We start from the raw sequence: 12,965 nt of genomic DNA, 5'->3' as shown, positions 1-12,965 counted from the left end.
GTGCCCTGCACGATGCCCTGGCTGCCGATGTAGATCCAGGAGCCGGCGGTCATCTGGCCGTACATCATCAGGCCCTTGCGATCGAGCTCGTGGAAGTGCTCCCACGTCGCCCACTTCGGCACCAGGTTGGAGTTGGCGATCAGCACCCGCGGCGCGTCGACGTGTGTGCGGAACACGCCGACCGGTCTGCCCGACTGGATCAGCAGCGACTCGTCCTCCTGCAGCTCGCGCAGCGCCTGCAGGATCGCGTCGAACGAGGCCCAGTCGCGGGCCGCCTTGCCGATGCCGCCGTAGACCACCAGCGCGTCCGGGTTCTCGGCCACGGCCGGATCGAGGTTGTTCTGGACCATCCGGTAGGCCGCCTCGATCAGCCAGTTGCGGCAGTGCAGGGCGGTGCCGGTCGGCGCCTTCACCGGGCGCGGCCCGGCAGGCAGGTGGATGGCACTCAGGTCGGTCATGGCAGGCTCCTGCACGGCGGGCGACCGGAGCAATCTACTTGTCTAGACAAGTATGGTCAAGTAGGATCGTCGGCAGCATGGATGCTCCGGTACGTCGACCCGCCCGCAACGCGCTCGCGCCGTTCGCGCGCGTCAAGCAGCACCTGCTGCAGGCGCTGGCGCGCGGGCGCTACCCGCCGGGCACGCTGATGCCGTCCGAGGCCGAGCTGGTGGCGCAGTTCGGCGTCAGCCGCATGACGGTCAACCGCGCGCTGCGCGAGCTGCAGGGCGAGGGCCTGGTGGAACGGGTGCAGGGCGTCGGCACCTTCGCGGCACAGCTGCAGCGCGTGTCGTCGACGCTGACGATCCGCGATCTGCACGACGAGATCACCGGTCGCGGTCACCGCCACCATGCCACCGTGCACCTGGCGCGCGAAGAGGTGGCGGGCGAGCCGCTCGCGCAGCGCCTGGGCCTCGCGGCCGGTGCCGCGGTGTTCCACACGGTGATCGTGCACCACGAGAACGGCGTGCCGCTGCAATGCGAGGACCGCTACGTCAACCCGGCCTGCGCGCCCGGCTACCTGCAGGTCGACTTCACGCAGACCACGCCGACGCATTACCTGCTGGAGGTCGCCCCGGTGTGGGAGGCGCAGTACTCGATCGAGGCCGCCGCGCCGACAGCCGACGAAGCACGGCTGCTCGGCATCGCGCGGGGCGAGGCCTGCCTGGTCGTCACGCGCCGCACCGTGAGCCAGCGCCGGCCGGTGACGCTGGCGCGGCTGGTGCACCCCGGGTCGCGCTATCTGCTCGAAGGGCAGTTCAAGCCATGAGCCTCGAGCTCGTCCGCCTCGACGACCTGGCACCCCAGCCCTGGCGCAACGGCGGCGGTCGCACGCGCGAGCTGCTGGCCTGGCCCGATGGGCAGCGCTGGTCGCTGCGTCTCAGCGTTGCGGGCATCGAGCGCGACGGTCCGTTCTCGGCCTTTCCCGGGGTCGAGCGCTGGTTGGCCGTCGTGGCCGGTGCCGGCGTCGAGCTGCACTTCGCGGCTCGCAGCGTGCGCTGCCTGCCCGGCGACGGACCGCTCCGCTTCGACGGCGGCGATGCGCCCGAGGCCCGGTTGATCGACGGCCCGACCGAGGACCTGAACCTGATGCTCGCCGCGGGCAGCGCCGGCTGGATGCTGCGGGCCGAGCCCGGCTCGCACGCACCGCCGGCCGGCACGCTGCGTGCGCTGTACGCGGCCGACGCGGTCGGACTGCGACGCGGCGGCGCCGCAGTGCTGGCGGTGGCCGCCGGGAGCCTGGTCTGGGCGGTCGGCGCTGCCGCACTCGACGAGACCTGGCGGCTCGAGGCCGCGCCCGGCACGCGCGCCTGGTGGATCGGCCACGAGGCGAGGGCCGTGCGATGAGCGACGACCTCGTGTTGTGGCGCGATGCGCGGTTCGCCAGCATGGCGGGCGTGGCGCCCCCCTGGGGCTGGATCGAGCGTGGCGCGCTCGTGGCGGAGGGCGAACGCATCGCCTGGATCGGCGAGGAGGCGGCGCTGCCCGCGGCGCTGGCGTCCCGGGTCACGCGGGAGCATCGACTCGGCGGCGCCGTCGTCACGCCCGGGCTGATCGACGGCCACACCCACCTCGTCTATGCCGGCGAGCGCTCGCTCGAGTTCGAGCTGCGCCTGCAGGGCGCCCGCTACGAGCAGATCGCCCGTGCCGGCGGCGGCATCCGCTCCACCGTGGCCGCCACGCGCGCAGCGCCCGACGCGACCCTGCTCGCCGCCACGCTGGCCCGCGCGCGCGCCCTGCTGCGCGAGGGCGTGACGACGATCGAGATCAAGTCCGGCTACGGCCTCGCACTGGAGCACGAGGCACGCTGCCTGCACGTCGCGCGAGCGGTGGGCGCGGCCCTGGGCGTCACGGTGCGGACCACCTGCCTGGCGGCGCATGCGCTGCCGCCGGAGTACGAAGGCCGCGCCGACGACTACATCGACGCCGTCTGCGACTGGCTGCCGGCCCTGCACGGCCGGGGCCTCGTCGATGCGGTCGACGCCTTCTGCGAGCGCATCGCCTTCACGCCGGCACAGACGCGCCGCGTCTTCGATGCGGCCCGGGCTCTCGGCCTGCCGGTCAAGCTGCACGCCGAGCAGCTCAGCGACCAGGGCGGCGCCGCACTCGCCGCCGGCTACGGCGCGCTGTCCTGCGACCACCTCGAGTACCTGAGTGCCGACGGCGTGCGGGCGATGGCCGCCGCCGGCACGGTCGCGATGCTGCTGCCGGGCGCCTACTACTTCCTGCGCGAAACCCGGCAACCTCCCGTGGCGGCGCTGCGCGAAGCCGGGATCCCGATCGCGCTGGCCACCGATCACAACCCGGGCTCGTCGCCGACCCTGTCGCCGCTGTTGATGATGAACATGGCCTGCCAGCTGTTCGGCCTGACGCCCGAGGAGGCGCTGCGCGGGTTCACGGCGCACGGGGCGCAGGCGCTCGGCCTGGCGGTCAGCCACGGCACGCTCGAGGCCGGCAAGCGCGCCGACTTCACGGTCTGGGCCGTCGACCATCCGCGCGAGCTGGCGTATGGTTTCGGCGTCAACCCCTGCCGGCGCGTCGTCGCCGGCGGCCTCGAACTCCACGCGCTGCCGTCATGAACGAGTCCGTCTGCACCCTGCATCGCGGCACGACCCCGCTGCTGGTGAGCGTGCCGCACGTCGGCACCACGATCCCCGGGGCGCTGCAGCCCCGCCTGCATCCGCGCGCGCTGCAGACCGAGGACGCCGACTGGCACCTCGACCGCCTCTATGCCTTCGTCCGCGACTGCGGTGCCTCGCTGATCGTGCCGCGCCACGCGCGCTACGTGATCGACCTGAACCGCCCGCCCGAGAACGCGCCGATGTACCCGGGCGTCAACAACACCGAGCTGTGCCCGACGCGCTTCTTCACCGGCGAGCCGCTGTACCGCGAGGGCCAGGCGCCCGACGCCGCCGAGGTCGCGCAGCGCATCGACACCTTCTGGCGGCCCTACCACGACGCGCTGCGCGGCGAGCTCGATCGACTGCGCGCCGCGCACGGCCACGCGATCCTGTTCGACGGCCACAGCATCAAGTCCGAGCTGCCGTGGCTCTTCGACGGCCAGCTGCCGGACCTCAACCTCGGCACCGCCGACGGTGCGAGCTGCGCCGCCACGCTGCGCCGCGCCCTGGCCGAGGTGCTGGCGGGCCAGTCGCGCTACACCCAGGTGGTCGACGGCCGCTTCAAGGGCGGCCACATCACGCGCCACTACGGTCGCCCGGGCGAGGGCGTGCACGCGGTGCAGCTGGAGATGTGCTGGCGCTGCTACATGGCCGACGAGTCGCCGCCCTATGCCTACGACGAAGCGCGTGCGGCCGAGGTGAGGCCGCTGCTGCAGCGGCTGGTCGACGTGATGCAGGCGTGGCGGCCGGATGGGCGCTGAGCCGGGCAGCCGCAGCCTCTGGGCGCCGCGCGCCTGGGTGCAGGGGCGCTGGCAGCCGGCGGTGCGGCTGTCGATCGATGCGGCGGGATGCTGGTCCGGCGTGAGCGTCGGCGTGGCCGCCGGCGACGGCGACCTGCGGCTCGACGGCGCCGTGCTGCCCGGTCTGGTCGACGCGCACAGCCACGCCTTCCAGCGCGCCTTCGCCGGGCTGGCCGAGCGGCGCGAAGGCGAGCACGACGACTTCTGGTCCTGGCGCGACCGCATGTACGGCGTCGCACTTGCGATCACGCCGGAGCAGCTGCGTGCCGTCGCGGCCCAGCTCTACGTCGAGCTGCTGCAGGGCGGCTACACCCAGGTCTGCGAGTTCCACTACCTGCAGCACGCCGCCGACGGCGCCCGCTACGCCGACCCGCTGGCGATGTCGTGGGCCCTGGCCGATGCCGCGCACGAGGCCGGCATCGGCCTGACGCTGCTGCCGGCGCTGTACGAACGCGCCGGCTTCGCGCAGCCGTCGCTGCGCGAGGATCAGCGCCGCTTCGCCGCGGGCGCCGACGCGGTGCGCGCGCTGCGTGACGGCGTCCGGGCGGCGCGACGTCCGCTGCTGGATGCCGGCGTCGCGATCCACTCGCTGCGCGCGGCGTCGCCGGCATCGATCGCACGCCTGCTCGACGCTGCGGGGGGACTCGGCGAAGGCCCGATCCACGTGCACGTGGCCGAGCAGACCGCCGAGGTCGACGACTGCCTCGCGGCGACCGGCCTTCGGCCGATCGAGTGGCTGCTGCAGCACGCGCCGCTCGACGCCCGCTGGCAGCTCGTGCACGCGACGCATGCCACGCCGGCGGAGATCGATGCGGTGGCGGCCTGCGGCGCCGGCGTCGTGCTGTGCCCGACGACCGAGGCCGACCTCGGCGACGGCCTGCCCGACCTGCCGCGCTGGCTGGCCGCCGGCGTGCCGCTGGCGATCGGCTCGGACAGCCAGGTCGGCCGCGACTGGCCGGGCGAGCTGCGGCTGCTGGAGTACGGCCAGCGCCTGCTCCACCGCCGCCGCAACGTCGCGGCCGCGCCGGACCAGGGCGAGCCGTCGACCGCGGCGCGACTCTTCGAGCGCGCGCTCGCCGGCGGCGGCGCCGCGGCCGGGCAGGCACGCTGGGGCCTGCAACCCGGGGCGCGGGCCGACCTGCTGGTGATCGATGCAGCGGACCCGGCGCAGCTCGGCCTGCCCGACGCGAACCTGCTCGATGCCCTGGTGTTCGCACCGGGATCCGGCCGGCCGTTCAGCGATGTCATGGTCGCCGGCCGCTGGGCACTGCGCGGCGGGCGCCATGCGCAGGGCGAGCCGATCGCCGCGCAGGCCGCAGCGGCCCTGCACGCCTTGCACAGCGGCTGAAGCGCGGCCCGGGACGCACGGACCGCCGGGTAAAGTCCCGCCGGGGCGATCTTGCCCTCGTCGGGAGGGCTTGCATGCGCGTCACGTTCACCATCCGGTCGGGGCCGCTGCGCACTGCGGTCCGACGAGCCCTTCGGGCGCCGCACTGATGGCGGCCGAAGGCAGCGCCGGCGACCTGCTCAAGGTCGTGACCCTGCTCGGTGCCGCGGTCGTCGCGGTGCCGCTGTTCAAGCGCCTGGGCCTGGGTTCGGTGCTGGGCTACCTGGCGGCCGGGCTGGCGATCGGGCCCTTCGGGCTGGGCTGGATCAGCGATCCGCAGACCATCCTGCACACCGCCGAACTGGGCGTGGTGATGTTCCTGTTCGTCATCGGCCTGGAGATGCGGCCCTCGCACCTGTGGAGCCTGCGGCGCGAGATCTTCGGCCTCGGCAGCCTGCAGGTCGTCGTGTGCGGGGCGCTGCTCACGCTGGTCGGCGTGGGCTTCGGCTTCTCGTGGGTCGTGTCCTTCGTCTGCGCGATGGGCTTCGTGCTCACGTCCACCGCCATCGTGATGCAGCTGCTGGGTGAGCGCGGCGACATCGCCGCGCCGCGCGGGCAGAAGATCGTCGCCGTGCTGCTGTTCGAGGACCTGCTGATCGTGCCGCTGCTGGCGCTCATCGCCTTCATGGCCCCGGACGTGGGCGATGCCGCCGCGACGCCGTCGCGCTGGACCACCATCGGCATCGCCGTCGGCGCGCTGGCCGCGCTGGTGGCGGCCGGCGTGTGGCTGCTCAATCCGCTGTTCCGGGTGCTGGCCAATGCCAAGGCGCGCGAGGTGATGACGGCCGCGGCGCTGCTGGTGGTGCTGGGCGCCGCGCTGCTGATGCAGCTGGGCGGCCTGTCGATGGCGATGGGCGCCTTCCTGGCGGGCGTGCTGCTGTCGGAGTCGACCTTCCGGCACCAGCTGGAGGCCGACATCGAGCCCTTCCGCGGCCTGTTGCTGGGCCTGTTCTTCCTGGGCGTCGGCATGTCGCTGGACCTCGCCGTCGTGGCCAGCAACGCGCCGCTGATCGTGGCCGGCGTGCTGGCGATGATGATCGTCAAGGCGCTGTGCATCTACGGCGTCGCGCGCATCGCGAAGAGTTCGCGCGCCGATGCGCTGGACCGCGCCGTGCTGATGGCGCAGGGCGGCGAGTTCGCCTTCGTTCTGTATGCGGCTGCGCTGGGCGCCGGCGTGATCGACGCGACCGTCAACGCCAACATGACGGCCATCGTCGTGCTGTCGATGGCGCTGACGCCGCTGGTCGTGCTGGCGCACCGCCGGCTGGCGCCGAAGGCGAAGGTCTCGCTCGACGGCGTCGAGACGCCCGAGGGCCGGACCGGCAACGTGCTGATCATCGGCTTCGGCCGCTTCGGCCAGGTCGCGAGCCAGGGCGTGCTGGCGCGCGGCGCCAGCATCACCATCATCGACCGAGACACGCAGGTGATCCGCGACGCCGAGACCTTCGGCTTCAAGGTCTACTACGGCGACGGCGCGCGGCTGGACGTGCTGCACGCGGCCGGTGCGCACAGTGCGCGGGCCATCCTGGTGTGCATCAGCGACAAGGCGGCGACGACGCGCATCGCCGAGAACGCCAGGATCGCGTGCCCGCAGGCCCAGGTGCTGGTGCGCGCCTACGACCGCGAGCATGCGATCGAGCTGCTGAAGACCGACATCCACTACCAGGTGCGCGAGACCTTCGAGTCGGCGATGGCGCTCAGCCGGCGGGCCTTGCTGGCCCTGGGCGCCGCCGACCCGGAGGCCGACCGGATCATGGCCGAGGTGCGACGGCGCGATGGCGAGCGCCTGGACATCGAGGCCGCCGGCGGCCTGTTCGCGGGCCGGGCCATGATCCTGGGCAACGCGGCGCGCAAGGATCCTTGACATGGACCCGGCCGCCGCGAACCCCGGCGAGGTGCTGCGCTTCTGGCGCGAGGCCGGCCCCGGTCGCTGGTTCCGCAAGGACCCGGCCTTCGACCGCGACTTCCACGAGCGCTTCGCCGGCCTGCACTTCGCTGCCGCACGCCGCGAGCTCGACGCCTGGGCCGCCACGGCCGACGGCGCGCTGGCGCTGCTGATCCTGCTGGACCAGCTGCCGCGCAATGCCTTCCGCGGCACGGGCCACATGTACGCGACGGACCCGCTGGCGCGGCACTTCGCGCGGCGCCTGGTCGACGCCGGGTTCGACGCTCGGTTCGAGCCCGAGCTGCGCGCGTTCTGCTACCTGCCGTTCTCGCATTCCGAGGACCTGGCCGACCAGCGGCAGGGCGTCGAGCTGGCCCGGCGCATCGGCCCGCCCTGGCTGGGCCACGCCGAGGATCACCTGCGGATCGTCGAGCGCTTCGGGCGCTTTCCGCATCGCAATCCGATGCTGGGACGCCAGACGACGGTCGAGGAGCAGGCCTTCCTCGACCAGGGCGGCTTCGCCGGTTGACCGAAGGCCTCAGCCGGTGGCCGGGTCGAAGCGGTCGATCGCGTCGGTGATCAGGCCGTCGATGCCGGCGGCCCGCAGTCGCTCGGCCACCGCGGCGTCGTTGACGGTGTAGCTCAGCACCCGCAGGCCGGCCGCGTGCGCGAGAGAGATCGCGGCGGCGTCGAGGCCGCTGAAGTGCGCGACGATCGCCACGCAGCCCAGGTCGAGCGCCTGCTCGCAGGCGTCGGCCGGCAGCCACTCGAAGAGGTGCGCCCGGGGCAGGCCGGGCGCCGCATCGCGCGCGGCCTGCAGTGCCACCCGCGAGAACGAGCTCATCAGCGGCAGCGGCGACCGCCCGGCCCACAGGCGGGCGGTCTCGGCGGCGGCGATGCGCCCGCAGCGCGCGTCGTCCCCCGGGCCGGGCTTGATCTCGAGGTTGAGCGCCAGGCCGCGCGCCTGCGCGAAGCCCGCCAGCGTCGCGAGGCTGGGCAGCGGCTCGCCGGCATGGCGCGCGCCGTGCCAGGCGCCGGCATCGAGGCGCGACAGCGCGTCCCAGCTCTGCTCGACGGCGACCCCGCGGCCGTCGGTCGTGCGCTCCAGCCGCTCGTCGTGCAGCAGGTAGGCGACCCCGTCGGCCGACAGCGTCACGTCGCACTCGGCCATGCGGTAGCCGTGCGACAGGCCCAGCCCGAAGGCGGCGAGGGTGTTCTCCGGCGCCAGCTTGCCGGCGCCGCGATGAGCGATCCAGAACGGATAGGGCCAGGGCGCAGCTGCCGTCATCCGTCGATGCTAGCGCCGCGCCGCCGGGGCCGCCGGCGAGCTTGTTGCACTGCGATAATTGCGGCTCGCGGCGGCCCTGCCGCCCGTCGGCTCATGAACGCACCGCTCCCCCTTCACTCCGCCCGCAGCGCACTCGATGAAGCTGCGCACGCCGGCAGCGCGCGCTTGCGCGAGATTCCCTACAACTACACCTCGTTCTCGGACCGCGAGATCGTGCAGCGGCTGCTGGGCGCCCGGGCCTGGGAGATGCTGCACCAGCTGCGCGCCGAGCGCGTCACCGGTCGCTCCGCGCGCATGCTCTACGAGGTGCTGGGTGACATCTGGGTCGTGCAGCGCAACCCCTACCTGCAGGACGACCTGCTGGACAACCCGCGCCGCCGGCGCCAGCTGGTCGAGGCGCTGCACCACCGCCTGGGCGAGATCGACAAGCGCCGCGCCGACAAGGACGAGGCGACGATGGACGCCGAGGCGGCCGAGCGCAACGCCCGCGTCGCCGAGTTGCTGCTGGCCGCGCGTGCTGCCGTGCAGCGCTTCGCCGAGAGCTTCGAGGCGGTGGCCGAGCTGCGGCGCCGGGCCGCTCGACGGCTCGGCAGGCACACGGCCAAGGACAACATCAAGTTCGACGGCCTGTCACGCGTCTCGCACGTGACCGACGCGACCGACTGGCGCGTCGAGTACCCCTTCGTCGTGCTGACGCCCGACACCGAGGCCGAGATGGCGGCGCTGGTGGCCGGCTGCATCGAGCTGGGCCTGACCATCATCCCGCGCGGCGGCGGCACCGGCTACACCGGCGGCGCGATCCCGCTCACGTGGAAGAGCGCGGTCATCAACACCGAGAAGCTCGAGGCGATGAGCGAGGTCGAGTTCGTCGCCTTGCCCGGCGTCGACCGGCCGGTGCCGACGGTCTGGACCGAGGCCGGCGTCGTGACCCAGCGCGTGGCCGACGCGGCCGAGCGCGCGGGACACGTCTTCGCCGTCGACCCGACCTCGGCCGAAGCCAGCTGCATCGGCGGCAACATCGCGATGAACGCCGGCGGCAAGAAGGCGGTGCTGTGGGGCACGGCCCTCGACAACCTGGCGAGCTGGCGCATGGTGACGCCCGACGCGCAATGGCTCGAAGTCGTGCGCCTGGACCACAACCTCGGCAAGATCCACGACGCGGAGGTGGCGAGCTTCGAGCTGCGCTACTTCCAGTCCGACGGCAAGACCGGCATCCGCACCGAGCGGCTCGACATCCCCGGCGGTGTCTTCCGCAAGGAAGGCCTGGGCAAGGACGTCACCGACAAGTTCCTCGCCGGCCTGCCGGGCATCCAGAAGGAAGGCTGCGACGGCCTGATCACCAGCGCGCGCTGGATCGTCCACAGGATGCCGGCGCACACGCGCACCGTGTGCCTGGAGTTCTTCGGCAACGCCAAGGATGCGGTGCCGAGCATCGTCGACATCAAGGACTTCATGTTCGAGGAACAGAAGCGCGGCGGCGCGATCCTCGCCGGCCTGGAGCACCTCGACGACCGCTACCTCAAGGCCGTGGGCTACGCGACCAAGTCCCGGCGCGCGGTCCTGCCGAAGATGGTGCTGGTCGGCGACATCGCGGGCGACGACCCGGACGTGGTCGCACGCGCCACCAGCGAGGTCGTGCGCCTGGCCAATTCGCGCCACGGCGAGGGCTTCGTCGCGGTCAGCGCCGATGCGCGCAAGAAGTTCTGGCTCGACCGCAAGCGCACCGCGGCGATCAGCAAGCACACCAACGCCTTCAAGATCAACGAGGACGTGGTGATCCCGCTGCCGCGCATGGGCGAGTACACCGAGGGCATCGAACGCATCAACATCGAGCTGTCGCTGCGCAACAAGCTCCAGCTGGTCGACGCGCTCCTGGCCTTCTTCGAGAAGGGCTCGCTGCCGCTGGGCAAGACCGACGACGCCGGCGAGATCCCGAGCGCCGAGCTGCTGGAGGACCGCGTGCAGCAGGCCCTGGCGCTGCTGCGCGAGGTGCAGGCCCTGTGGGATGGATGGCTCCACGGCCTGGACCTCGTGCCCGCCGGCGGCCGCAGCTTCTTCGCGCAGCTGCAGGACGACAGCCTGCGCGCCTCGTGGAAGACGCAGATCCTCAAGCCGCTGCAGGATCTCTTCGCCGGGGCGGCCTTCGCGCCGGTCATCGACGAGTGCCGCCGCCTCCACAAGGAGGTGCTGCACGGGCGCGTCTGGGTGGCGCTGCACATGCACGCCGGCGACGGCAACGTGCACACCAACATCCCGGTCAACAGCGACAGCTACGAGATGCTGCAGACCGCGCACGAGGCGGTCGGCCGCATCATGGCGCTGGCGCGGCGGCTCGACGGCGTGATCTCGGGCGAGCACGGCATCGGTATCACCAAGCTCGAGTTCCTGAGCGATGCCGAGATCGCCGACTTCACCGCCTACAAGCAGCGCATCGACCCCGAAGGCCGCTTCAACAAGGGCAAGCTGCTGCGCGGCGGGGCGCTGAAGGCGCTGGGCGACGACGTGCTGCCGGCCGACCTGAGCCACGCCTACACGCCGAGCTTCGGCCTGATGGGCCACGAGTCGCTGATCATGCAGCAGAGCGACATCGGTGCGATCAGCGACAGCATCAAGGACTGCCTGCGCTGCGGCAAGTGCAAGCCGGTGTGCGCGACCCACGTGCCGCGCGCCAACCTGCTGTACAGCCCGCGCAACAAGATCCTGGCGACCTCGCTGCTGATCGAGGCCTTCCTCTACGAGGAACAGACGCGCCGCGGCATCAGCATCAAGCACTGGCAGGAGTTCGAGGACGTGGCCGACCACTGCACGGTCTGCCACAAGTGCCTGAGCCCATGCCCGGTCAAGATCGACTTCGGCGACGTGTCGATGGCGATGCGCAACCTGCTGCGCAAGATGGGGCAGAAGAGCTTCCGGCCCGGCAACGCGGCGGCGATGCTGTTCCTGAACGCGAAGAACCCCGACACGATCAAGCTCATGCGCACCGCGATGGTCGATGTCGGCTTCAAGGCGCAGCGGCTGGCCAACGACCTGTTGCGGCGCCTGGCCCGGCAGCAGACGGCGGCGCCGCCGGCCACGGTCGGGGCGGCGCCGCTCAAGGCCCAGGTCATCCATTTCATCAACAAGAAGATGCCGGGCGGCCTGCCCAAGCGCACGGCGCGCGCGCTGCTGGACATCGAGGACGCGGACTATGTGCCCGTCATCCGCGACCCGCAGGCGACCACGGCGGACAGCGAGGCGGTGTTCTATTTCCCCGGCTGCGGCTCGGAGCGGCTGTTCTCGCAGGTGGGGCTGGCGACGCAGGCGATGCTGTGGCATGCCGGCGTGCAGACGGTGCTGCCGCCGGGCTACCTGTGCTGCGGCTACCCGCAGCGCGGCAGCGGGCAGCAGGACAAGGCCGACAAGATCATCACCGACAACCGCGTGCTGTTCCACCGCGTCGCCAACACGCTGAACTACCTCGACATCAAGACCGTGGTGGTCAGCTGCGGCACCTGCTACGACCAGCTGCAGGGCTACCAGTTCGACAAGATCTTCCCCGGCTGCCGCATCGTCGACATCCATGAGTTCCTGCTCGAGAAGGGCATCACGCTGGGCGACAGCGGCGCAGGCTATCTCTACCACGACCCCTGCCACAGCCCGATGAAGCAGCAGGAGCCGATGAAGACGGTGAAGGCCCTGATCGGCACGAAGGTGTTGAAGAGCGAGCGCTGCTGCGGCGAGAGCGGCACGCTGGGCGTGACCCGGCCGGACATCTCGACCCAGGTGCGTTTCCGCAAGGAAGAGGAGCTGCGGCGCGACGAGGCGGCGCTGCGCACCCTGATGACGAGTGCCGCTGGCGCTGCGGTGGCCGCCGACGCACCGGTGAAGATCCTGACGTCCTGCCCGAGCTGCCTGCAGGGCCTGTCCCGCTACGGCAACGACCTGAACAACGGTCTGCTCGAAGCCGACTACATCGTCGTCGAGATGGCGCGCCGGATCCTCGGCGAAGAGTGGCTGCCGGCCTACGTGGAGAAGGCCAACGCCGGCGGCATCGAGCGCGTGCTGGTATGAGCGCTTGCGAGCTGTGCGACAGCGACGGCGGCGTGCTGATCGCCCGCCGCGCCGAGTTCCGCGTGATCCGCGCCGCGGACGCCCACTTTCCGGCGTTCTATCGCGTGATCTGGAACGAGCACGTCGCCGAGTGGACCGACCTCGCCGTGCCCCAGCGCAGCCTGTGCATGCAGGCGGTCGCGAAGATCGAGACCGTGCTGCGCGAGGCGCTGGCGCCGACCAAGGTCAACCTCGCGAGCCTGGGCAACGTCGTGCCGCATCTGCACTGGCACGTGATCGCGCGCTTCGACTGGGACAGCCACTTTCCCCAGCCGGTCTGGGGCATGGCGCAGCGGCGGGTCGACCCGCCGGCGGCGCAGCGGCTGCCGATCGCGCTGGAAGCGCTGGACGCGCGTGTGGCCATGGAACTGGCAACGCCGGGCCGCGACTAGACTCC

The 12,965-nt window shown here is 72.1% G+C and carries 10 protein-coding genes and 1 pseudogene; 9 read left to right on the top strand and 2 right to left on the bottom strand.

The annotated features are described in order from the left end of the window. A pseudogene (locus QZV97_RS06925) lies at positions 1-458 on the bottom strand (urocanate hydratase); the annotation flags it as partial. A gap of 77 nt (positions 459-535) precedes the next feature. Here QZV97_RS06925 and hutC point away from each other — a divergent pair. The 7 genes from hutC to QZV97_RS06890 all read left to right on the top strand — a co-directional run bounded on the left by hutC (position 536) and on the right by QZV97_RS06890 (position 7,720). Continuing rightward, positions 536-1,267, top strand: a complete 732-nt coding sequence (gene hutC, locus QZV97_RS06920; RefSeq protein WP_295640513.1) for a histidine utilization repressor — start codon at positions 536-538, stop codon at positions 1,265-1,267. Next, a complete protein-coding gene (locus tag QZV97_RS06915) occupies positions 1,264-1,845 on the top strand; it encodes a HutD family protein (RefSeq protein WP_295640511.1) in 582 nt (193 codons plus the stop codon). Before hutC ends, QZV97_RS06915 begins: the two co-directional genes overlap by 4 nt. Next, on the top strand, positions 1,842-3,077 hold the full coding sequence (hutI, locus tag QZV97_RS06910; RefSeq protein ID WP_295640509.1) for an imidazolonepropionase: 1,236 nt from the start codon (positions 1,842-1,844) through the stop codon (positions 3,075-3,077). The genes QZV97_RS06915 and hutI overlap by 4 nt, the downstream gene beginning before the upstream one ends. After that, complete coding sequence (hutG, locus tag QZV97_RS06905; protein ID WP_295640507.1) at positions 3,074-3,880, top strand: N-formylglutamate deformylase; 807 nt, start codon at positions 3,074-3,076, stop codon at positions 3,878-3,880. The genes hutI and hutG overlap by 4 nt, the downstream gene beginning before the upstream one ends. Beyond that, positions 3,870-5,267 (top strand): formimidoylglutamate deiminase, encoded by a 1,398-nt coding sequence (locus QZV97_RS06900; RefSeq protein ID WP_295640505.1) that lies wholly within the window; start codon positions 3,870-3,872, stop codon positions 5,265-5,267. Before hutG ends, QZV97_RS06900 begins: the two co-directional genes overlap by 11 nt. 148 nt (positions 5,268-5,415) lie before the next feature. Further along, the gene (locus QZV97_RS06895) at positions 5,416-7,170 is read left to right on the top strand and encodes a monovalent cation:proton antiporter-2 (CPA2) family protein (protein WP_295640503.1); all 1,755 of its coding nucleotides are present in this window, start codon (positions 5,416-5,418) and stop codon (positions 7,168-7,170) included. Position 7,171: 1 nt separating this feature from the next. After that, positions 7,172-7,720, top strand: coding sequence for a DUF924 family protein (locus QZV97_RS06890; protein WP_295640500.1), 549 nt, complete (start codon positions 7,172-7,174; stop codon positions 7,718-7,720). 9 nt (positions 7,721-7,729) lie between these two features. Here QZV97_RS06890 and ugpQ read toward each other — a convergent pair whose 3' ends face one another. Further along, positions 7,730-8,479 carry a glycerophosphodiester phosphodiesterase gene (ugpQ, locus tag QZV97_RS06885; RefSeq protein ID WP_295640498.1) on the bottom strand — a complete coding sequence of 250 codons (750 nt, stop codon included), beginning with the start codon at positions 8,477-8,479 and terminating at the stop codon, positions 7,730-7,732. Between the two features lie 93 nt (positions 8,480-8,572). Between ugpQ and QZV97_RS06880 the strand changes: the two genes are divergently transcribed. Further along, positions 8,573-12,529 (top strand): FAD/FMN-binding oxidoreductase, encoded by a 3,957-nt coding sequence (locus QZV97_RS06880; protein ID WP_295640496.1) that lies wholly within the window; start codon positions 8,573-8,575, stop codon positions 12,527-12,529. Then, the gene (locus QZV97_RS06875; RefSeq protein WP_295640494.1) at positions 12,526-12,960 is read left to right on the top strand and encodes an HIT family protein; all 435 of its coding nucleotides are present in this window, start codon (positions 12,526-12,528) and stop codon (positions 12,958-12,960) included. Before QZV97_RS06880 ends, QZV97_RS06875 begins: the two co-directional genes overlap by 4 nt. The last annotated feature ends 5 nt before the right edge of the window (positions 12,961-12,965 follow it).

It is taken from the genome of uncultured Methylibium sp. (assembly GCF_902826655.1).
Classification (GTDB): Bacteria; Pseudomonadota; Gammaproteobacteria; order Burkholderiales; family Burkholderiaceae_C; genus Methylibium.
Note: the sequence above shows the minus strand (reverse complement) of the source record. Positions and strands in the feature narration are given on the sequence as shown.

Bases quoted from the DNA above. Each gene is read 5' to 3' on its own strand.
- QZV97_RS06875 (WP_295640494.1), top strand. From the start codon at position 12,526: ATGAGCGCTTGCGAGCTGTGCGACAGCGACGGCGGCGTGCTGATCGCC.
- hutC (WP_295640513.1), top strand. From the start codon at position 536: ATGGATGCTCCGGTACGTCGACCCGCCCGCAACGCGCTCGCGCCGTTC.
- QZV97_RS06895 (WP_295640503.1), top strand. From the start codon at position 5,416: ATGGCGGCCGAAGGCAGCGCCGGCGACCTGCTCAAGGTCGTGACCCTG.
- hutG (WP_295640507.1), top strand. From the start codon at position 3,074: ATGAACGAGTCCGTCTGCACCCTGCATCGCGGCACGACCCCGCTGCTG.
- QZV97_RS06915 (WP_295640511.1), top strand. From the start codon at position 1,264: ATGAGCCTCGAGCTCGTCCGCCTCGACGACCTGGCACCCCAGCCCTGG.
- ugpQ (WP_295640498.1), bottom strand. From the start codon at position 8,479: ATGACGGCAGCTGCGCCCTGGCCCTATCCGTTCTGGATCGCTCATCGC.
- QZV97_RS06880 (WP_295640496.1), top strand. From the start codon at position 8,573: ATGAACGCACCGCTCCCCCTTCACTCCGCCCGCAGCGCACTCGATGAA.
- QZV97_RS06890 (WP_295640500.1), top strand. From the start codon at position 7,172: ATGGACCCGGCCGCCGCGAACCCCGGCGAGGTGCTGCGCTTCTGGCGC.
- QZV97_RS06900 (WP_295640505.1), top strand. From the start codon at position 3,870: ATGGGCGCTGAGCCGGGCAGCCGCAGCCTCTGGGCGCCGCGCGCCTGG.
- hutI (WP_295640509.1), top strand. From the start codon at position 1,842: ATGAGCGACGACCTCGTGTTGTGGCGCGATGCGCGGTTCGCCAGCATG.